The 20,416-nt window shown below is 72.3% G+C and carries 19 protein-coding genes; 7 read left to right on the top strand and 12 right to left on the bottom strand.

What is annotated here, in order from left to right:
• Positions 1-17 precede the first annotated feature (17 nt).
• Together DI005_RS11825 and DI005_RS11820 are read left to right on the top strand one after the other, a co-directional pair.
• Positions 18-938 carry an ABC transporter ATP-binding protein gene (locus tag DI005_RS11825; protein ID WP_113642134.1) on the top strand — a complete coding sequence of 307 codons (921 nt, stop codon included), beginning with the start codon at positions 18-20 and terminating at the stop codon, positions 936-938.
• Positions 931-1,704, top strand: coding sequence for an ABC transporter permease (locus DI005_RS11820; RefSeq protein ID WP_113642133.1), 774 nt, complete (start codon positions 931-933; stop codon positions 1,702-1,704). The genes DI005_RS11825 and DI005_RS11820 overlap by 8 nt, the downstream gene beginning before the upstream one ends.
• Before the next feature lie 5 nt (positions 1,705-1,709).
• Here DI005_RS11820 and DI005_RS11815 read toward each other — a convergent pair whose 3' ends face one another.
• Positions 1,710-2,666, bottom strand: coding sequence for a GlxA family transcriptional regulator (locus DI005_RS11815; protein ID WP_113642132.1), 957 nt, complete (start codon positions 2,664-2,666; stop codon positions 1,710-1,712).
• Between the two features lie 151 nt (positions 2,667-2,817).
• Between DI005_RS11815 and DI005_RS11810 the strand changes: the two genes are divergently transcribed.
• Positions 2,818-3,279: a DUF2269 family protein gene (locus DI005_RS11810; protein WP_113642131.1), complete on the top strand. Its 462-nt coding sequence runs from the start codon at positions 2,818-2,820 to the stop codon at positions 3,277-3,279.
• Positions 3,276-3,581: a DUF3817 domain-containing protein gene (locus tag DI005_RS11805; RefSeq protein ID WP_233520097.1), complete on the top strand. Its 306-nt coding sequence runs from the start codon at positions 3,276-3,278 to the stop codon at positions 3,579-3,581. Before DI005_RS11810 ends, DI005_RS11805 begins: the two co-directional genes overlap by 4 nt.
• Here DI005_RS11805 and DI005_RS11800 read toward each other — a convergent pair.
• From DI005_RS11800 to DI005_RS11790, 3 genes are all read right to left on the bottom strand, one after another.
• On the bottom strand, positions 3,508-4,722 hold the full coding sequence (locus DI005_RS11800) for a cytochrome P450 (RefSeq protein WP_113642130.1): 1,215 nt from the start codon (positions 4,720-4,722) through the stop codon (positions 3,508-3,510). The genes DI005_RS11805 and DI005_RS11800 overlap by 74 nt on opposite strands.
• Positions 4,719-6,065: an MFS transporter gene (locus DI005_RS11795; protein ID WP_147263840.1), complete on the bottom strand. Its 1,347-nt coding sequence runs from the start codon at positions 6,063-6,065 to the stop codon at positions 4,719-4,721. The genes DI005_RS11800 and DI005_RS11795 overlap by 4 nt, the downstream gene beginning before the upstream one ends.
• A gap of 99 nt (positions 6,066-6,164) precedes the next feature.
• The gene (locus DI005_RS11790; RefSeq protein WP_113642128.1) at positions 6,165-7,130 is read right to left on the bottom strand and encodes a PaaX family transcriptional regulator C-terminal domain-containing protein; all 966 of its coding nucleotides are present in this window, start codon (positions 7,128-7,130) and stop codon (positions 6,165-6,167) included.
• A gap of 150 nt (positions 7,131-7,280) precedes the next feature.
• Between DI005_RS11790 and DI005_RS11785 the strand changes: the two genes are divergently transcribed.
• From DI005_RS11785 to DI005_RS11775, 3 genes are read left to right on the top strand one after another with little or no spacing between them, the layout of a single operon-like run.
• Positions 7,281-8,222: a hypothetical protein gene (locus tag DI005_RS11785; RefSeq protein ID WP_113642127.1), complete on the top strand. Its 942-nt coding sequence runs from the start codon at positions 7,281-7,283 to the stop codon at positions 8,220-8,222.
• Positions 8,223-8,225: 3 nt separating this feature from the next.
• Positions 8,226-9,608 carry a hypothetical protein gene (locus DI005_RS11780; RefSeq protein ID WP_233520096.1) on the top strand — a complete coding sequence of 461 codons (1,383 nt, stop codon included), beginning with the start codon at positions 8,226-8,228 and terminating at the stop codon, positions 9,606-9,608.
• A complete protein-coding gene (locus DI005_RS11775) occupies positions 9,605-11,371 on the top strand; it encodes a CocE/NonD family hydrolase (protein WP_113642126.1) in 1,767 nt (588 codons plus the stop codon). Before DI005_RS11780 ends, DI005_RS11775 begins: the two co-directional genes overlap by 4 nt.
• A 75-nt stretch (positions 11,372-11,446) precedes the next feature.
• On the opposite strand, the gene DI005_RS11770 is transcribed toward DI005_RS11775, so the two are convergent.
• Genes DI005_RS11770 through DI005_RS11735 form a run of 8 tightly spaced genes read right to left on the bottom strand, consistent with a single transcriptional unit; the run spans position 11,447 to position 20,340 of the window.
• Positions 11,447-12,937 carry an MFS transporter gene (locus DI005_RS11770; RefSeq protein ID WP_233520095.1) on the bottom strand — a complete coding sequence of 497 codons (1,491 nt, stop codon included), beginning with the start codon at positions 12,935-12,937 and terminating at the stop codon, positions 11,447-11,449.
• On the bottom strand, positions 12,930-14,180 hold the full coding sequence (locus tag DI005_RS11765) for a 2-hydroxyacyl-CoA dehydratase family protein (protein ID WP_112269425.1): 1,251 nt from the start codon (positions 14,178-14,180) through the stop codon (positions 12,930-12,932). Before DI005_RS11765 ends, DI005_RS11770 begins: the two co-directional genes overlap by 8 nt.
• Positions 14,177-15,265, bottom strand: coding sequence for a 2-hydroxyacyl-CoA dehydratase subunit D (locus tag DI005_RS11760; RefSeq protein ID WP_113642125.1), 1,089 nt, complete (start codon positions 15,263-15,265; stop codon positions 14,177-14,179). The genes DI005_RS11765 and DI005_RS11760 overlap by 4 nt, the downstream gene beginning before the upstream one ends.
• Positions 15,266-15,298: 33 nt before the next feature.
• Positions 15,299-16,537 (bottom strand): CaiB/BaiF CoA-transferase family protein, encoded by a 1,239-nt coding sequence (locus DI005_RS11755; protein ID WP_112269429.1) that lies wholly within the window; start codon positions 16,535-16,537, stop codon positions 15,299-15,301.
• A gap of 6 nt (positions 16,538-16,543) precedes the next feature.
• Positions 16,544-17,683: a CapA family protein gene (locus DI005_RS11750; protein WP_113642124.1), complete on the bottom strand. Its 1,140-nt coding sequence runs from the start codon at positions 17,681-17,683 to the stop codon at positions 16,544-16,546.
• Complete coding sequence (locus DI005_RS11745; RefSeq protein WP_112269433.1) at positions 17,680-18,486, bottom strand: amino acid ABC transporter ATP-binding protein; 807 nt, start codon at positions 18,484-18,486, stop codon at positions 17,680-17,682. Before DI005_RS11745 ends, DI005_RS11750 begins: the two co-directional genes overlap by 4 nt.
• Positions 18,483-19,397 (bottom strand): amino acid ABC transporter permease, encoded by a 915-nt coding sequence (locus DI005_RS11740; RefSeq protein ID WP_113642123.1) that lies wholly within the window; start codon positions 19,395-19,397, stop codon positions 18,483-18,485. Before DI005_RS11740 ends, DI005_RS11745 begins: the two co-directional genes overlap by 4 nt.
• Before the next feature lie 34 nt (positions 19,398-19,431).
• A complete protein-coding gene (locus DI005_RS11735; RefSeq protein WP_112269436.1) occupies positions 19,432-20,340 on the bottom strand; it encodes a transporter substrate-binding domain-containing protein in 909 nt (302 codons plus the stop codon).
• Positions 20,341-20,416: the final 76 nt, after the last annotated feature.

The following is a 20,416-nucleotide window of genomic DNA, read 5'->3' as shown; positions in this document are numbered from 1 at the left end:
GGCAGAGCGGAGGAGACATGGCCGTGATCGAGATCGACGGCGTGCGAAAACGGTACGGCGCCACGGTGGCCGCCGACGACGTCAGCCTCACCGTGGAGCGCGGGGAGATCTTCGGGCTGCTGGGCCCGAACGGCGCGGGCAAGACCACACTGGTCGAGTGCGTCTCGGGGCTGCGCAAGCCCGACGCGGGCAGGATCCGGGTGCTCGGGCTCGACCCTCGGCGCGACCGGGCCCGGCTCCGGCAGGTGCTGGGCGTGCAGCTGCAGCAGGGGTACTTGCCGGAGGCACTGCGGGTCGGTGAGGCGGTGACCCTCTACCGATCCTTCTACCGCGACGGAGCCGACCCCCGGCGGCTCGTGGCCGACCTCGGGCTCGGGGAGCAGTGGGACAGCCCGTTCGGGAAGCTCTCCGGCGGGCAGGCGCAGCGGCTCTCGATCGCGCTCGCACTCGTGGGCAGGCCCAGGATCGCCGTGCTCGACGAGCTGAGCACCGGCCTCGATCCGCATGGCCGCAGGAACATCTGGGAGATCGTCGAGCGCATCCGCGACACGGGTGTGACGGTTGTGCTCGTCAGTCACCTCCTCGAGGAGGTGCACCGGTTGTGCGACCGGGTCGCCGTGCTCGATCGCGGCCGGGTCGTGGCCCTCGACACCCCGGACGCGCTCGTGGCCAGTGAGGGCGGAGGGCAGCGGATCCGGCTGCGGGTGAGCGAGCCGCTCGACCTGGCCGTGCTGGAGGCACTGCCCGGCGTCACCGGAGTGCGGGAGGACGACGGCGAGCTCGTGGTGAGCGGAACGCGCGAGGCGCTTCCCGTCGTCACCGCGGAGCTGGTCCGCAGGTCGGTGACGATCACCGCGCTGCGGCTGGAGGAAGCCACCCTCGACGACGCCTATCTCGCGATCACCGGCCGCGCGACCGAGGAGAACCCCCATGACTGAGCCGATCATCGCCGCGCGTCCCGGCCCCGCCGCGTGGGCGAGGCTGACGCTCACCGAGGCGAAACTCGTCGCCAGGGACACCGCGGGTCTCGTGGTGCCGTTCGGCCTGCCGATGCTGATCATGGTGATGAACGGGCTCGGCGCCGACCGCACGCCCGTTCCCGCGTTCGGCGGGCTGCCCGCGCTCGACGCCTACATCGTGCCGATGACGATCGCGATGGTGGTGGCGCTCATCGGCATCGTGAACATGCCGTCGTTCCTGGCGGCCTACCGCACCACCGGGGTGCTGCGCAGGCTCTCGGTGACGCCGGCGCATCCGGTGCTCGTGCTTGTCGCGCAGGCGGTGGTGAGCCTGGTGCAGACGGTGCTCGGGGTGGCGCTGGCGCTCGCGCTCGCGCGGTTGTCGTTCGACCTCACCGTCCCGCGCTCGCTCGCCGGCGCGATCGGCGTGTTCCTGCTGACGGTCGCCGCGATGTACGCCGTCGGCATGCTCGTCGCGGCGATCGCCCCGACGGTCAACGCCGCCGTCGCGATCGGACTGGCGCTGTTCTTCGGGTTCCTCGCGATGGGCGGAGGCTTCGGCGGCCGGGAGCACCTTCCCGGCTGGCTCGCCGACGCGGGCGCGTACCTGCCCTTCGGCGCGGCGCTTGACCTGCTGGGCGACTGCTGGGCCGGACTGACGCCCGAGCCGGGACAGCTCCTCGCGCTCGCGGTGACCACGGTGCTCTCCGGGGCCGCTGCCGCCTGGTTGTTCCGCTGGGACTGAGTGACTCAGGCCGGGGCGCCGGTCCGCTGGAAGGCGGCGCGGTAGGCGTTCGGGTTGGTGCCGACGATCCGTTTGAAGCGGTCGCGGAACGCGGTGGGGGAGCCGAAACCGACCTGCGTGGCGACGCGGTCGACGGGATGGGTGGTGGCCTCCAGCAGGTGCTGGGCCTGCCGGATGCGCGCCCGCAGCAGCCACTGCAGCGGGGTGGTCCCGATCTGCTCACGGAAGCGGCGGTTGAGTGTGCGGGTGCTCATCCCCGCCTCCGCGGCGATGTCGTCGAGCGTGAGGTGCCGCGCCGCATTGTCCTCGAGCCAGGCCAGCAGCGGCTCGAGTGTCGCGCCGCGGGGCACCGGCGGCTGGTCGTGGACGATGAACTGCGCCTGCCCGCCCTCGCGTTCGAGCGGCATCACCGAGAGCCTGGCGGCGTCGGCGGCCACGGCGGAGCCGTAGTCCCTGCGGATCAGGTGCAGGCACAGGTCGAGTCCCGCCGCCGCTCCGGCCGACGTGAGGAACTGTCCATTGTCGACGTACAGCACGTCGGGGTCGACCGCGATCTCGGGGTACCACCGAGCGAGCGTGCTCGCGGCGGCCCAGTGCGTGGTGGCCCGGTGCCCGTCGAGCAGGGCCGTGGCGGCGAGGATGAACGCGCCCGTGCAGATCGAGGCGATCCGCGTGCCGAGGGCGGCGGAACGCCGCAACGCGTCCAGCACCGGTTCCGGCACCGGGCGCGCCGGGTCGGCGCAGCCGGGCAGGATGATCGTGTCCGCATCGGTGAGCGCGTCGAGTCCCCACGGCGCCCGCAGGGCGAACGTGCCCGCGTCGACCTCCGGCGTGACGCCGCAGACCCGCACCCGGTACGCCTGCCGACCGTCGGGCAGCCGGGTGCGGGTGAACACCTCGATCGGCGTGGACAGGTCGAAGGGAACCACCGTGTCCAGCGCGAGGACAGCCACCGTGTGCATGGCGAAACGGTAACCGACCGCCTGATTCCGGCCAACGCTGTGACCGGCTGGGATTAGCGCCACGGCGCAGGTTGGGTGTTGGCGAGAATCCGTTGGAACGTGGCCATCGAGCCGCTTCTCGTGATCAACCGGCGCCGTTACGGTCGGCCGCGTGACCAAGTTCCTCCTCGCGGTCCACGTGCTGGCCGCGATCATCGCGATCGGCCCGGTGACGGTGGCCGCGAGCATGTTCCCCGCCGTCGCGCGGCGCGCGGCGTCCGGCAGTCCCCGTGAGCTGACGGTGCTGCGCACGCTGCACCGCATCTGCCGCGTCTACGCCATGGTCGGGATCGTCGTCCCGGTGTTCGGTCTCGCCACGGCGAGCAGTCTCGGGGTGCTGGGCGACGCGTGGCTGATCGTGTCCATGGCGCTCACGGCGTGCGCGGCGGCGGTGCTCGTGCTGTTGGTGCTGCCCCGCCAGGAAGGGTTGCTCGGCGGGCTCTCGAAGGAACCCGCCGAGCACGACGCCCGGACGCCCGCGCGGCTCGCGATGTACACCGGCATGTTCAACCTGCTGTGGGCCGCGGTGACGGTGCTGATGATCGTGCGACCCGGTTCCACGACGGGAGCGTGACGGTGGGTTCCCGGCGGATGCTGCGCATCGCCGCGGCCGCGGAGGCGGGCTCGCTCGCCGTGTTGCTGCTCAACCTCCTCACCGCGCACTGGGAACCGGTGTCCTCCGTGACCGGCCCCGTGCACGGCTGCGCCTACCTGTTCGTGGTCGTCCTCGCGTTCCGGGGCGACCGGCGGGCCGCCACGCGCATCGCGTCGCTGGTGCCCGGAATCGGCGGCCTGCTCGTGCTCAGGACGGTGGGGCCGCGGGCTCGAAGGCCAGCGGAACCGACCTCGTGCCCCATTCCGCCCAGCGAGCCATGAGGATCTCGCCCGCCACGTGGAAGTCCGTGGTGCGCGTCAGCAACTCCTCCAGGGTGACCCGCAGCATCATCCGCGCCAGCGGGGCGCCAGGGCAGGCGTGGATTCCCGCCCCGAACGGGATCGCCTCGCGGAGGTTGGGCCGGTCGAGCGCGAAGTTCTCGCCGTCCTCGAACACGCTCTCGTCGCGGTTCGCGGAGGTGTAGACCAGTGCGATCGGCTCGTCCTTGCGGATGAGCCGCCCTCCGATCACCACGTCGCGCCTCGCCGTGCGGGACATGCCGCGGTACGGCGTGTAGAGCCGCAGGTACTCGTCGACGGCGGCGGGGATCCGCTCCGGGGCGCTCCGCAGGAGGCGTTGCAGGTCCTTGTGCTCTGCGAGGTGCGCGAGCATCGTGCCGATGAAGACGCTCGGCGCGACCATGCCGGTGACGAGCAGCTGGCGGACGCAGCCGAGCACCATGTCGTCCGGCAGTGGCTCGCCGCCGGGGCGGGCCGCGAGCAGCGCCGTGGTGAGGTCGTCGCCGGGGTCGAGCGCGGCGTCGCGCCGGTGGTCGATCACCTCGGCGGCGATGTCGTAGAGCAGCCTGCTGCTGCGCTTCACCTCCTCGTCGTCGACCACCTGGATGGCCCGCACGTACTCCGCGCTGATCTGCTCGATCCGTTCGGCCAGGTGCAGTGGCAGGTGGAAGAAGTCGGCGAAGACGTGTGCGGGGAAGACGCGGGCGTAATCGGCCGAGATGTCGGACTCACCCCGGGCGACGAGCTCGCCGAGCAGGCGCCCGGCGTGGCCGCGCACGGCGGGTTCCAGCGCGGTCATCCTGCCCCTGGTGAAGAACCGGTTGATGACGCGGCGGTAGTCGGTGTGCTCGGGCGGGTCGAGGTGCAGGGGCGGGCGGCGCCCGGTGAAGGCGAACTTCGGTACCACGTTCTGCACGCTGGTGGTGAACGTGTCGCTGTCGGAGAGAACGGCGGTGACGTCGGCGTGCCGGAACAGGGCCCAGAAGCCGCCGTAGGTCTGGCTGCGGGCCACCGGGCAGCGCCCGCGCAGTTCGCGGTAGGTCTCGTGCGCGCTCGTGAAGGTCTCCTCGGCGAGCGGGTCGAAGTCGTGCTCGTCCGGCTGGGCCGGCCTCGGTGCGGTCATGCGCTCACTTCCCTGGTCGTCTGGTGTGGTTCCGGCGCGGGGGCGGTGGTGCGGAGCAGCAGGCGCCTGCCGACCGCGCACGCGGTGACGGCGGCGGCGACCAGGAGGGTCACGTACGCGGCCACCACCCACGAGGCTCCGCCCGCGGCCTCGACGAGGAGTCCGGCGACGAGCGGGGTGGTGCCGCCGAGGATCGCGTCGCTCGTCTTGAAGCTGAAGCCGGCGCCGGTGACGCGGTCGGCGGGCGGGAAGAGCAGGACGTAGATCGGCACCGACGAGATGACCATGCCGTTGACCGCGATCTGGCCGAGCGCGAGCGCGCCGATCACCACGGCGCTGCTGCCGCTGTCGAGCGCGGCGAAGAGCACCCACGCCACCACGGCGAGCGCGACGGCGCTGCACTGGTACAGGCGCGCGAGGCCGATGCGGTCGATGCGGGACAGCAGCACGAGGGCGGCGGCGACGGCGATGACCTGTGCCGTGGTCATGAAGCCGAGCATCGTGGAGCGGTCGAGCCCGGCGTGGTTCACCGCGTACGACAGCGTGTAGGTGTTGAGCAGGTAGATGCCGGTGACCGCGGCGCCGGCGAGGAAGAACACGAGCGCCATGGGCCTGCCGTTGTGGGTCAGCACGCGCCACAGGTCGTGTTTCGGTCGGATGCGGGTGGCGACCTCGGTGCGGAACACCGGCGACTCGTCCACGCCGAGGCGGATCCACAGGCCCACGGCCACGAGCACGGCGCTCACCAGGAACGGGACGCGCCAGCCCCACGAGAGGAACGCCGCTTCCGACAGGCCTGCCGAGAGCGGCAGCACTGTGAGCACACCGAGGATCGAGCCGATCGGGCCGCCGATGCCCACCATGCCGCCCCAGAAACCACGTCGGTGAGCGGGTGCGTGCTCGACGGCGAGAGTCGCGGCGCCGCCCCACTCGCCTCCGACGGCGAGCCCCTGTGCGAGGCGCAGCACGGTCAGCAGGACCGGTGCCGCGACGCCGATCGTCGCGTAGGTCGGCAGCAGGCCGATGCCGATGGTCGCGAACCCCATCAGCACGAGTGCGGAGACCACGACGGTGCGCCGGCCGAACCGGTCGCCGACGCGCCCGAAAAGCAAGCCTCCCAACGGTTTAGCGAGGAAGCCGACGGCGAACGTGGTGAACGCGGCGAGCGTGCCCGCGGTGGGGCTGAGCGAGGGGAAGAACAGCTCGTTGATCACGAGCGCCGACATCGTGCCGTAGATGCCGAACTCGTAGTTGGCCAGGCAGGCGCCCATCGGGCCGGCGAGCAGGGCTCGCACGCCGGGGGAACGCCGTGCGGGGTGAGCGGGCGAGGCGGGAGTGGACACGACTGCCTCCACTTTGAGACATCGGGTGACCGGCTGTGCGGGCCGGACGGATGAGCGAAAGGCTACACACTCGTGTCCGCAAGGACAAGAACGAGTTGCCTATTGCTGGTCGAGGTCTCTGCCGATCGGGCCGGCCCAGCTCGAAGCCCCCTCGGCGGGCCAGTCGGCCTGGTCGGCGGGCTCCCCTCGCGCGATGTCGTCGCTGGTGCGGTAGGCGGCGAGGTCGGCGAGCGCGGGGGCGTGCGGCGCGAGCAACTGCCGAAAGCGCTGCTCGGCGATCGGGCCCAGCGTGTCGTAGATGTCGATGAAGCACTGCCGGGCCTCGCGCCGGGGCCAGTCGTCCGGCAGCAGCTCGCCGGGCAGGTCCGGGTCGAGGTCGGGAAACGCGCGCCACTCGGTCATGAGCAGCGTGCGCCCGATGAGTGCCTCGGCAGGGCCCACGGCGCCCGCGGCGACGCGGGCGCGTAGTCCGGAATGCCGGTCGAGGAAGGTCAGGTATGACGTGCGGAGGCTATCCAGGTTCCACGCGCGCAGCGGGTGTCCGGGCTCCGGCGTGGTGGGGGCCAACTCGGCGCGGGAGACGGTCGCGGCCTCGACCGCCAGCTCGGTGAGCACGTCGAGCGCCGCCGCGCCGGTGTCCCATGGGCAGACCCAGACGCCGTCGTAGAGCGGCGCGAACCCGAGCCAGCGCAGGCGGCTGCGCAGCGTGCGGCGATTCTCGCGCTGGTCCTCGGGGATCGAGAACATCGCGAACGTCCACCTGCCGTCCCACTCGCGCTTCTCCGCGCCGAACTCCAGCAGGCGCCTCAGGTGGTTGACGATCAGCTCGTGGGTACGGGCGGGCACGCCGTAGGCGGTGGTGCGACCCGACCTCGACGCCACGATGAGCCCGCGGGCCGCCGCCCGCCGGATGGCGGCGCGCGCGGCGGTCTCGGTGAGCCCGAACTCGCACAGCAGCCCGGCAAGCGCCGAGGACGGCAGGTGCTCTGGGCGCCAGAACCAGTAGTCGCCGAGCAACGTGCCCAGCAGTCGCTGCGAATGCTGTGGCCCGGCGTCCGCGCTCATGCGCCGAGTCTAGGCTGGCCGCCGCCTGCTCCCCGATAGGCAACACGATCATTGACGGTCGACACGCAAGTAGTTCATCCTGTTGCGGGCGCTCGACGACGGAGCTCCATCCGGGCTCGGCGCGGCGCCAGGAGAGAGAGGCATTGTGCCGTGAAGCTGTCGCTCCGCTTTCCGCTCGTCACCGCATTCGCCACGGTTCTCGTGGTCACCGCCGCGAGTGCGCTGTCCTCGCCGCCGGAGCCGCGGTCGCCGTCGGCCGCGCCGAGGGTTGCGGCGATCGACACGTTCCACGCCGTCGTGCGGGAGCCCGCTCGGCACGCGCGCGACCTCGCCGCCGAGTACACCGTGTACCGGCCCGCCGATCTCCGTGCCGTGCGGGGGAAGCTGCCGGTCGTCGTGTTCGGCAACGGTGCGTGCAGGCACACCAGCAACCACGTGCTCATCGGAACCCACATGCTGCTGGCCGCGCACGGGTTCCTGGTGGTGTCGGTCGGCGGCTTCGGCAACCCCACCTACGACGAGAAGGGCACGCCCGTGCCCGAGGTGCTGCTGGACGGCATCACCTGGGCCGAACGGGAGAACCGGCGCGCGGACAGCGCGCTGCGGCATCGCATCGACACGAAGCGCGTCGCGGTCGCGGGCAACTCGTGCGGTGGGCTGGAGGCCCTCGTCGCGGGCGCCGATCCCCGCGTGACGTCCGTGCTCTCGCTCAACAGCGGCTTCTTCGCCGACGGCCGCTACGGCTACGGCAGGGCGGAGCTGGCGAAGCTGCACACCCCGGTGCTGTTCCTCGACGGCGGGCCAACCGACCAGGCGCACGAGAACACCATCGCCAACTACGACCTGGTGACGGTGCCCGCGGTGCGGGCGAGCAACCCGTCGGCGGGCCACAGTGGATTCTGGTACGGCGTGCGGAACGGCGACACCGACGCGACCATCCGCGAGGAGGCCGTCACCACACTCGTGCAGTGGCTCGACTTCACGCTCAACGGCGACCGGGCCGCGCGCGCCTACTTCCTCGGTGACGCCTGCGGGCTGTGCGGCGTGCCGGGGTGGTCGGTGTCGGCGAAGAACTTCCGGGCGGGGGAGTAGCCCATGCGCGCAACGGTGCTCCGCCGCCTGGCGGCCGTGTTCGCCCTCCTGCTCGCCGCGGCGGGTCTGCCCTCGGTCGCGGCCGCCGAACCCGCTCACATGTGCCTCTCGGGCACATCCGTGCGGCACCAGTGCGCCGAGGGCGCCCTCGCCGACGGCACGCCCTACCGGTTCGTGCGGCCCGCCCAGTGGAACGGCATCGTGCTGGTGGACCTCGACTTCGCGAGCAGGGCGCCCGACGACGCCCTCGCGCGGCGCCTCATCGAACTGGGCTACGCGGTCGGCGGCACCAGCCGCACCGTCACCGGCTGGGACATCGCCGCCGCGATCGACAACCAGGCCGCCGCGCTGGACCGGTTCGAGGCGGCGTTCGGCGACGCGCGCTGGGCGATCGCCTCGGGACGGTCCATGGGCGGCATGGTGTCGGCCGGTGTCGCCCAGGTGCACCCGGACCGCTTCGCCGCCGCGGTGCCGTTCTGCGGTGGTCTCGGCGGAGCCGTCGGGCAGTGGAACCAGAAGCTCGACACCGTGTTCACGCTCAAGACACTCCTGTTCAGTGACACCTCGCTCCCGGTGACCGGCATCGCCGCCGACGTCGCCCGTGCGCAGCGGGCGTGGCTCGCGGCGGTGGGAGCCGCGCAGCGAACACCCGGGGGCAGGGCCCGCATCGCGCTCGCGGCCGCCATCGGCCAGCTGCCCGCGTGGGGCCTCACCGCCGAGGGGGAGCCGACGCCGCAACCGGACGCGCGCGACCCGGAGGCCCTCCAGGAGGGCATGTACCTCGCGCTGTCCGGTGGCGCGTTGCCGTACCTGGGCCAGGCGATGAGCAGCAGGCGCGCCATCGAGCAGCTCACGGGCGGCAACCCGTCCTGGAACACCGGGGTGGACTACGCCCGCCAGCTCGCGCTCGCCGAGCCTGCGCACCGGCGCGCCGTCCGCGAGCTCTACGCGCGCGCCGGACTGGACCTGGCCGCCGACCTGCGCGTGCTCGCCGGCGCTCCCCGGATCCGGCCCGACCGCCATGCGGTGTCCACTTTGGAGCAAGGCATTGTCTTCGACGGCGACCTGCGGATCCCGGTGCTGACCGTCAACCCGGTCGGCGACCAGATCTCGACGATGGCGCAGCAACAGTCCTACGGCGCCGTGGTGCGTGAGGAGGGCAACGCCGCGCTGCTGCGGCAGACCTATCTGGGCACGGCCGGGCACTGCACGTTCACCACGGCCGAGCAGGAGGCCGCGATCGTCGCCATGGCCCACCGGCTGCGCACGGGCCACTGGGGCCCGACGAACGCCGAGGCGATGAACCGGCTCGCCGGGTCGGACCGCTATCTCGGGTACCGGCCTCCGGTCTTCAACCGTCCCTACTACGGCGAGGAGAACAGGTGAGAGCGTTCTGGCAAGCCACGCTCGCGACGTTGTTGCTGGTCGGCACGGCGGCGCCGGCCGCCGTGGCGGAGCCGGAGCCGCGGGTGTCGCGGCCCGGTGAGTACTCGGGCTACGCGGAGGTGCTCTACGACGAATGGGTGCGCACGTCGCAATACGTGCCGATGCGCGACGGCACGCGGCTGGCCGTCGACCTCTACCGGCCCGCCGTCGACGGACGTGCGGTGGACACACCGCACCCGGTGGTGTGGGAGCACCAGCTGAGCCGTGCCTCGCGGGCCGAGGACGGCTCGGTGAGCCTGCGCGGGGTGACCAGCGGCATGGCGGAGCTGACCCGGTACGGCTACGTCGTGGCGTACGTCGACCGGCGGGGCAACGGCGCGTCCTTCGGCACGATGACCGGCTACCACTCGCGCACCGAGGCGGCCGACGCATACGACGTGATGGAGTGGCTGGCGACGCAGCCCTGGAGCGACGGGCAGCTCGGCGTGTTCGGCTGCTCCAACACCGGCGAGGCCGCGATGCACGCCGCGACGGCCGGATCTCCGCACCTGAAGGCCGTCTTCGCGGGCAACTACTCCTTCCACAAGTACGACGGCTTCGAGCGCGGCGGCATCCGCGCCAACTGGGGCGTCGGTCCGAACCGGACACTCGAGGAGGACCTGCGCAACCTCCCGGTCGACGCCGACCCGGACGGCGAGCTGCTGTACCAGGCCGCGTTGCAGCACCGGGACAACACCGTGCTGCGTGACATGTGGCGGCAGGCCCCGTTCCGCGACAGCTACGTGGACTCGGTCGGCGCGCGGCCGTGGCTCGACTACAGCGTCGCCACCCACTCACAGGAGATCGAACGCTCCGGCGTGCCGATCTACAGCTACGACGGCTGGGACGACGACTTCCGCAAGGAGATCCTCGTGAGCGCGGCGTCGCTGTCGAACCCGCACAAGGTGCTCATCGGTCCGTGGCCGCACTGTGGCCACGACGGGTTCGACCTGGTGGCGGAGCGGCACCGGTTCTTCGACTACTGGCTCAAGGGCATCGACAACGGGATCATGGCGGAGCCGCCGGTGCACTACTACACCGTTTCCGGTGAGTCGGGCCGGTGGCGCTCCGCGGAGTCGTGGCCGCCGAAGCAGCGCGCGGTGCGGTACTACCTCGCGGACGGTCCGACCGGCACGGTCGGGTCGGTGAACGACGGCGGCCTCACCACGCGGCCTCCCCGAGGCGGCACCGACGAATACCGCGTCGACTACTCGGTGAGCTGTCCGGAGCCGGTCGGGCTGAACCAGACCTGCCCGCAGGACGAGAAGGGCCTCACCTACACGAGCGCACCGCTGGCGGGCGACATCGAGCTGACCGGCCACCCGGTGGTGTCGTTGCGGCTTTCGTCGACCGCGGCGGACGGCAACGTGTTCGCCTATCTCGAGTCCGTCGCCCCTGACGGCAGCGTGCGCATCCTCACCGACGGCAGGCTCCGGCTGTCCCTGCGGGAGACCGCGGAGGCGCCCTACGACGTGCTGGGCACGCCGTGGCACCGCGCGTTCGAGCGCGACGCCGAGCCGATGCGGCCGGGCAGGGCGGAACGGGTGTCCTTCGACCTGCTGCCGGTGTCCACGGTGGTCCCGGCGGGACACCGCCTGCGGGTGACCGTCACCGGCGCCGACGTGCGCGAGAGCAACCGCCGGGAACAGAGCCCCGCCCCCGTCTACACCGTGCACCGGCGGCCGGGCGCATTCTCGTCGATCACCCTCCCGATCGCGCGCTGACAACCGTCCCCCAAGGCCACCTTTGTTGCGTTCAACGCAACAAAGGTGGCCTTGGGGGCGGTTACGTGACCCCTCTCAGCGCGTGCCGAGCGGGGTCTCCCTGAGAAGGAGTACCGCGGCGAGGGCCGCCACCGCGAGAGGGATCGCGAGCAGGAACACCGAGCCGAGGCCGCTCGTGTACGAGAGGCGGACCGCCTCGGCTAGGGCGGGCGGCAGCTCGGCGATCCGCTCGGGGGTGCCGAGCAGGCTCCGCACCTCGTCGCCGGCGAGCCCGGAGCCCGCTAGCGCGGAGGGCAGGTCGGTGTGCAGCCGGGTGGTGATCACAGCGCCGAACGCGGCGACACCGACCGCGCCGCCGAGGGTGCGGGTGAACGTCGCGGCCGAGCTGGCCACGCCGAGGTCGCCCGGTCCCACCGCGTTCTGCGCGATCAGCACGAGCACCTGCTGTGTCATGCCGGTGCCGGCGCCCAGCACCGCCATGCCGGCCGCGAGCCACCACGGCGCGGTGTCGGGCGCGAGCGGGGCCAGCATGACCATCCCAGTGGTGAGCAGCGCGCAGCCCGCGACGGGGAAGGCCTTCCACCGGCCGGTCCTGGCGATGAGATAGCCGGACAGGGTCGAGGCGACGATCATCGTGCCGACCTGCGGCAGCATCAGCAGGCCGGCGGTCGTGGCGTCGTGCCCCCGCACCACCTGCAGGTACTGCGGCAGGTAGATGATTCCGCCGAACATCACCGCGCCGAGCAGGAAGCCGGTGGCGCAGGCCACCGTGAAGGTGCGGGTGCGAAAGAGCCTCGGCGGCAGGATCGGGTCGGGCGCGCGCCGCTCGTGCAGCACCGCGAGCACGGTGAGCACCACGATGCCGAGTCCGAACGCGACGGTCGGCCACGACGGCCACGGCCACGCGCGCCCGCCCGCGGACAGCAGCACGACGAGCCCGGTGGCCGCCGCGGCGAACAGTGCGCCGCCGAGCACGTCCACGGTCCCGCGGTGCTCGGCGGGCCTGCGGTGCGGGGCGAGGCGGACCAGCAGGGCGGCGAGCAGGGCCACGGGCACCACGCCGAGGAAGCACCAGCGCCAGCCGAGCCCGGGCAGGCCGACCAGCAGCCCGCCGATCAGTGGACCCGCCACCGACGCGACGCCGAACGACACCCCGAACCACCCGGTGTAGCGGCCCCGTTCCCGCGCGGGAACCAGGCCGGCGATCAGGGTGTTGGTGAGCGCGAGCATCCCGCCCGCCGCCGCGCCCTGGACCGCGCGGCCCGCGATGAGCGTGCCCATGTCCGGGGCGCAGCCCGCGAGCACCGACCCGGCCACGAACACGCCGAGCGCGGCCAACAGCAGGGGCCTCGGGCCGTTCCGGTCGGCCGCCTTGCCCCACAACGGGGTCGAGACCGTCATCGTGAGCAACGCCGCGCTCGCCACCCACGGCACCTGGTCCTGGCCGCCGAGCTCGCCCGCGATGGTCGGCAGCGCGATCCCGACGATGGTGTTGGTGAGCGAACCGACGAACAACGCCACGAGCGCGCCGGACAGCACCGCCGGCATCGAGGGCGGTTCAGCCACGCGCGAGCACCCGGTGGTCGAGCCACTCACCGACCGTGTGCGTGATCGACGCCGCGTCGGCGCCCCTGGCGTCCACGTTGTCCGCGCGCAGCTCCAGCACCGGGATCCCGGCCGCTTCGAGCGCACGCGTGGTGAAGTACCCGCCGCGCGCGTCCTCGGACACGAGATGCACGACGCCGTCGACGCCGTGGTGGCGCGCCTCCTTCACGTACCACTCCGCCGACCACGGCGGCGTGTACAGCTGGTCGGAGAACGCGGCGAACCGCGCGGCGAGCGCGCGCAGCGGATCGTCGCCGTACCGCAGGTAGCCGTCCGCGGCGATCGCGAGGTACATCGACCACACGAACACGGCACCGTGGGACTCCTGGAACCGCCGGTAGAAGTCGAGGTCGAACCACAGACCCCGGCCGATCCACATGAGCCGGGCCCGCTCTTCGGGGCACACGGCGGCGCCGGTCCGGACGCGCTCCGCGACCTCGTCGTGGAACGCCTTCGCCGCGTCGCGCGCCCAGGTGGTGCCGCGATGCCACTGCGGGATCATCACGCTCGGAATGCTGTCCGTGACCGCCAGCGGGCACGGCCGTGCCCGAGCGATGAGGTCACGCGTTCGCCGGTTCCACTCCTGCTGCTCGTTGACCAGCGCCATGACCTCGCGAAAACGCGTCTCGGAGAACACCAGGCCCGTGGTCTGCTCCAGGAACCGGATCAGCCCTTCCAGCTCGCCGGTCAGCAGGTCGAGCCGGTCGCCGCCGACGGCCTCCTCCCAGCGTCTCGGCATCAGCTCCCACCACCGCACCGGGACGTCGTTCTCCGCCGCGCTCTCGAGCGGGTAGAACGTGATCCCCGGCTGCTCGCCCCAGACGTCGAAGATCTTGCGCGAGGCGTCGCCGGTGGTCTCCGCGAGCACGATCGACGGCCGGGGGAGCCCACCCCACGGCGCCGAGGCGGGGTCCTGGTCGAACAGCGACCCTAGGGAGACGGAGCTGTACTGCTCGACGTAGTCCGGGTAACCGCGCTCGCGCAGGTGCTCCAGATAGTCCTGGGTCCGCCGTTTCGCGGTGACGATCGAGGCCCACCACTGGTTCACGACATAGGGGATCCCCATCGCGCGGAAGATCTCCTGCGGCGCGTCGGCGTTCACGAGCGCGAGCGGAGCACCCTCGGCGGCGCTCGCCCGCAGATCGGCGAACCAGCCGCGCTGGTAGGCGGTGGCCGCTGTCGCCGAGGCCAGCCGCGCGCTCATCGGACGGCCCCCACTGGTCCGCGCAGGCCGGCGACCGCCGCGAGCGCCTCCTCGGTCAACCCGCCGTAGGGCTGGCGGACCAGCTGCACCGACGGCAGCCCGCACAAGGCCCGCTGCGCGGGGAAGTCCCACGGCGGCGCGTCGTCGTGCACGCGAGCGTAGGAGATCAGCGCCTCAGCCCCTCGGGTGCGGGCGGCCTCAGCGGTGTGCTCGGCACGCTGCCGGATCGACGCGCGCGGCGCCGAGGGCCCGTTGTGCTGGTACCGCTCGGCGAGCGCGAGCATCGTCGGCGCCTCCACGTCGCGGCGGGAGAGCAGGTCACCCCAGTCGTGGTCCTCGCCGACGATCACGAGCCCCGCCTCCTCCAGCGCCGCGTACACGCCGGGCTCGTCGTGGCCGCTGCCGGTGAGGAAAACGCGCAGACCGTCCACCTCGGACAGTTTCCCGGCGAGCAGTTGCTCGACCAGCGCGCACGCGTCCCGCACGAGCAGCCGCGTCGTGGCGGCCACCACGGACAACGCGTCTGTCCCGGTGAGCGGTGCGGGCCTGCGCCCGCGGAGGGCGCCGATCCGGCGGAGCAGCCCGCGCAGCCGGTTGTGCTCCTCGATCGCCTCGGCGAGGTCGTCGCCGGTGATCGGCCGGCCGGCCCATGTCTCCAGCGTCGCCCGCAGCTCGGTCAGCTTCGCGTGCACGTAGCGGGTGGTGGTGCGGTGCGGCAGATGCAGCACGTCCACGAGCTGCACGGGCGGCAGCGGCGCCGCCGGGTCGATCCGCTTCAGTTCCCTGACCGCGTAGAACAGTCGCGACGACGCCTCGCAGTCGCGGCCGACCACCAGGCCGTCGAGGCAGCCGTAGGCGCCGTCCAGCAGCCGGGTGAGCACCGAGCGCGCGACCGGGTCGAGCCCCGTGCCGAGGTAGCGGTCACCCGCCGTGCTCGGCTCACCCGGCGAGCCGGTCAGCCGCACCGGATGCGCCCCGGCGGCCGTCAGCAGCTCGACGGGCACGTCGGCGCCGACGTAGCCGATCACGGGGCGGCTCCCGCCGGGTCCGGTGGGCGTGGCGAGCCGCGCGAGGGCAGCGGACATGGTGCTCCTTTCCAGAAGGTGTGCGCGGCGGTGTCAGATCACGGCGTCGGCGGCGAGGTCGGCGAGCTCGTCCTCGGTGTAGCCCAGCCGTTGGCGGTACACGGCGTCGTTGTGTTCGCCGAGGGCGGGAGCGGGCCGGTCGAAGCCCGCCCTCGCCGAGGAGAAGCGGATGGGCACTCCGGTCGCCGCGAGGTCGGCGACGTCGCCGTAGCGCGGGTGCGTCACCGGGACGACCTCCTCGCGCTTGCGCACGAGCGGGTCGCGCACGGCGTCCCTCGGCTCCCGGACCTCCGCCGCCGGCACACCCTCGGCGGTGAACGCGTCGATCACCTCGGTGAGGGGGCGCGCCCGGCACCATTGCCGGATGAGCTCGTGCAGTTCGTCGGCGTGGCGCACCCGCTGGTCCCGGTTGCGGAAGCGAGAGTCGCCGATCAGGTCGGGCCTGCCGATCGCGCGCAGGACGCCGTGGGCGAACCCGTCGGTCGGCGCGCAGAGCGCAAGGTGCCCGTCGGCGGCCGGCAGGATCCCGAACGGCGCGAGCCTCGGCACCATCGAGCCGGTGCGCTGCGGCAGGCCGACCGCGTCGAACGCGTCGAACGGCTCGCACGCCACGAGCGAGGTCAGCGCCCCCAGCATCGAGACGTCGACGTGCTGGCCCTCGCCGGTGTGCTCGGCCTGTAGCAGCGCGGAGACGGTGCCGATGACCGCGAACAGCGGCGCGAGCATGTCGCCGACGGGAAGCCCGAAGCGGACCGGTCCCTCGTCGGGCTCGCCCGCGGTCAGCATCACGCCGGAGAGGGCCTGGATGATCGAGTCCATCGCCTTGCCCGAACCCGGTCCGCCCTGCGCGCCGAAGCCGCTGATCGAGGTGTAGACGATCTTGGGGTTGAGCTCGCGCACGGACGCGTAGTCGATGCCGAGCCGCTGGGTGACGCCGGGGCTGTAGTTCTCCACCACCACGTCGGCGTCGCGCACGAGATCGGCGAAGACGGCGAGCGCGCGCGGGTTCTTGAGATTGAGCGTGACGCTCTGCTTGTTGCGGCCGCGCACGAGCATCGAGACGGACATGTCGTCGGCGTCCTCGCGGGCGAGGGAGAGACCGTCGCGGCCGACGTAGGGCGCGTTGTTACGCGCCGAGTCTCCGCCGGTGGCCGGGTTCTCGACCTTGATCACGGTGGCGCCGAGGCCGGCGAGCAGCAGGGTCGCGTAGGGGCCGGCGAGGGCGGTGGTGAGGTCGATGACGGTGCGCCCGGCCAGTGGCTGGTCGGTCATGGTGTCCTACCTTTCGGTGCTCTCGGGCTCGATGACGACGCGGTCGCCGCGGTGGGAGAACCGGCCGTTCAGCCCCGCCGCGCGGGTGATCTGCTCGATGTAGGCGGTGACGCGCTCTCCGTCGGGGGTGCCGGCGCAGGGCACCGGGCGCCCCCGGTCGTCGATCCAGCACGGCACGAAACCGGCCTCGGTGAGGCCGTTCGCGTCGAACCGGCACCACGCGATCGCGGTGTTGCGGCTCTCGGGGTGGAACGGGTAGTACGGCATGTCCGGGTCGGGGGCGAAGCCGTACAGTTCCCTGCGGCGCTTCGCCCACGCCTCGAGCTCGGCGCTGGAGGCGCTGCCCACCCCGGGGGTGAGCGCGTGGGTGACCGTGACGAAGTTGCCGAGCCCGTGGAAGATCGGCTTGCCGCGGTGGGTCTCGATGCCGCGCATGATGTGCGCGTGGTGGGAGAACACCGCGTCGGCCCCCGCGTCGATCGCCGCGCGGGCGACCGGCCGCTCGTACATCGCGACGGCGGCGGGCGTGTGCCCGACGCCCTTGTGCAGCGACACGAGCACGACGTCGGCCTGCGCCCGGAGTGCCCGGACGTCGGACTCCATCGCCTCCAGGCTGTCCGGGTCGGCGAAGGTGTAGATCTTCGGCGGACCGCCGGGGCTGGCGTGGTCGAGCTCGTAATGCGTGAGCACGTGCACGTAGGCGCAGCCGGGTTTGCGGGACGTCGCCCACGACTCGCGCGGGCCGACGCAGTTGTAGGACAGCACTCCCACGCGCAGCCCGCCGCGCTCGACGACAGCGGGGGTGCGTGCCTCGGCGAGGTTCGCGCCCGCGCCGGTGGGCACGAGCCCGGCGGCGCGGGCGTGGGCGACCGTGTCGGCGATGCCGACGTCGCCCGCGTCGTGGATGTGGTTGCCCGCGAGGGTGACGACGTCGAAGCCCGCGTCGGCCAGCGCGGGCAGCGCGGCCGGGTCGGCGGGCGGCGCCGGGACGTCGGTGCTCTGCGAGACGGTGGTGGTCGAGTGCGGAACCTCGACGTGCCCGATCGTCACGTCCGCGGCCCGCAGCAGTGCGGCGGCGGGCTCCAGGAACGATGCCGGGCCGGGCTCGTCGAGAATGAGGTCGCCGACGGAGGCGATCGTGATCACGAGACACTCTCCACAGTGGACGTCGTAGGCCGCGCGTTGTGGTGCCGGGCGAGGAAGGACCGCAGGCGCGCGCTTCGGGGAGCGGTGAACAGCTCCGAGGGCGGTCCGGACTCCACCACGCGGCCCGCCTCCATGAACACACAGCGGTCGGCGACCTCGCTGGCGAAGGCCATCTCGTGGGTGACCACGACCATCGTCATGCCGTCGGCGGCGAGGCCGCGCATGACGCGGAGGACGTCCTCGACCAGTTCGGGGTCGAGCGCGCTGGTGGGCTCGTCGAACAGCGTGATCCTCGGTTTGGTCGCCACCGCGCGGGCGATCGCGACCCGCTGCTGCTGCCCGCCAGAGAGCTGACGCGGGTAGTGGTGGGCGCGGTCGGCCAGGCCCACCCGCTCCAGCAGCTCCATCGCCTCGGATTCCGCCTCGCTCCGCGCCCGGCGGTGGACGCGCACGGGCGCTTCGGTGATGTTGCGCAGCACCGTGAAGTGGGGGATGAGGTTGAACTGCTGGAACACCATGCTCATCCGGCTGCGCTGGGCGGCGACCCGGCGCTCGCCCAGCGCCCGCAGGCCACCCCGGTGCCGCTCGTGGCCGAGGAGCTCGCCGTCGAGATAGATCGCGCCCGCGTCGATGGCCTCGAGCTGGTGCACGCAGCGGATCAGCGTCGACTTGCCGGAGCCCGAGGGCCCGATCACCACGACGACCTCCCCTTCCCGCACGTCGAGGCTCACGTCGTCGAGTGCGGCGTGGTCCCCGAACGTCTTGCGCACGCCCTGCACCCGCAGGGCCGGTTGACCGGTCATGCTGCTGCTCCGTCCGATGTGGATACCGTGGGGCGACGCGCGCTCGTGGCCGCCGTGTGGCCGCGGGAGAAGTGCCGTTCCAGCCAGCGCTGGCCGATGGTGAGCACGGTGACCACCACCAGGTACCAGAGGCACGCGACGATGAGCAGCGGCACGATCTGGTAGGTCCGGTTGTAGATGACCTGGACCGAGTGCAGCAGGTCCGCCATCGCGATCACCGACACGAGCGCGGTTCCCTTGAGCACGCTGATGAACTGGCTGCCGCTCGGCGGGATGATCACGCGCATCGCCTGCGGGAGAACGACCCTGGCGAACGTCTGGGCCGGGGTGAGGCCCATGGCCTTCGCGGCGTCGCGCTGACCGGAATCGACGCCGAGCAGCCCCGCCCTGATGATCTCGGCCATGTACGCGGACTCGACGAGCGACAGTCCGATGACGGCCGCGGTGAGCGGCGTGATCACGGTGTTGGCGTCCCATGACGCGAACTCCGGTCCGAACGGGATGCCGATCGAGATGCGGGGCAGCAGGTAGGCGAGGTTGAACCAGAAGATCAGCTGCACCAGCGGTGGAATGCCCCGGAACACTCCGACGTAGACGGTGGCCGCCCAGCGCAGCGGCGCGAAGTCGCTCAGCTGCGCTGCCGCGAGCAGCCCGCCGACCACCGAGCCGATGGCCATGGCCACCACCGCGAGCAGCACGGTGGTGGCCAGCCCCGACAGCACGGTCGGCTCGAACAGGTACCGCGCGACGACGTCCCACTCGAAGCGGTCGTTGTTCACGAGGAACCAGGCGAGCTGCGCGGCGACGGCGGCGAGCGCGAGGCCGGCCGCCCAGCGCCACGGCCGCGCGCGCCGCCGGGCGGTGGCGACGTCGTCGAACGCCTCGGAGGGAGGCGCGGACAGGGTTGTCATGATGGGGGTCGCTCCTGCTTCGTGACGGTCGGGCTCAGCGCTGTGCGCTGGCGACGTTGAGCAGCGGCTTCTCGACCATGACCTCGGTCAGGCCCCACTGCTCCATGATCCGGCGGTACTCACCGGAGTCGAACAGCTCCTGGAACGCCTCGTGCAGCACCGGCCCGAGCCCGCTGTCCTTCGGAACGAACAGCGCGAGGTTGTCGGCCGTGGCGCCCTGCGCCTCGGTCTGCGTGACGTAGGTGTAGGTGTCCTGCTGCGCCCTGGTGACGTCGATCGCGGCGGCCTGCGTCATGCCGGCCGCGTCGGCGCGGCCCGACCGCGCCGCGAGCATGGTCGCGTTGGTGTCGTCGAGCCCGATCGTCTGCGCGGGCTGCCTGCCGCTGTCCGCGCAGAACTCCGACAGCTTGGCCAGCTGCTCTTCCACCACGCTCGCCTTGACCACCGCGACTCGCTTGCCGCACAGGTCTTCGGCGTCGTCGATGCCCGCGTTCGAGTCGGTCGGCACGACGTACGACGTTCTCGTGGTCATCCAGGTGATCGTGTCGAACTGCCGCTCGCGTTCGGCGGTGGCCTTGACGGGGCCGTTGAAGGCGTCGTACCGGCCGCTCAGCATGCCCTGCAGCGCCGCGGGGAGGTTGTTGACGATGCTCGTTTCCGGGCGCACGCCGAGCACCTCGCCCAATGCGTCCTGGAAGTCCTTGTCGATGCCCGTGATCGAGCCGTCGGCACCCACGGTGCGGTAGGGCGGGTGCGAGTCGCCGGCGAACCGCAGCACGCCGGAGTCCTTGACGGACTGGGGGAGCGCGTCGTGCAACGCGGGCACCGAGGACTGGGCCTGCTCGGGGCCGTCGTCCTGGGCGGCGGCGCCACAGCCCGCGGTGGTGAGCGCGGCGGCGATGGCTATCCCGAGTAGGCGGTGACGGCGGGTGAGGTGGCGCATGGCGGTCTTCTCCCTGCGTTGGGCCTAGAGCCAGGCGTGGATCCGGTGGGACGCCCCCGGGCCGAGGAGAGTGCCG

Origin of the sequence: Prauserella sp. PE36, from assembly GCF_003311655.1 — a bacterium.
GTDB lineage: Bacteria > Actinomycetota > Actinomycetes > Mycobacteriales > Pseudonocardiaceae > Prauserella_A > Prauserella_A endophytica.
The sequence above is the reverse complement of the archived record's forward strand: the minus strand, read 5'-3'. Positions and strand labels throughout refer to the sequence as shown.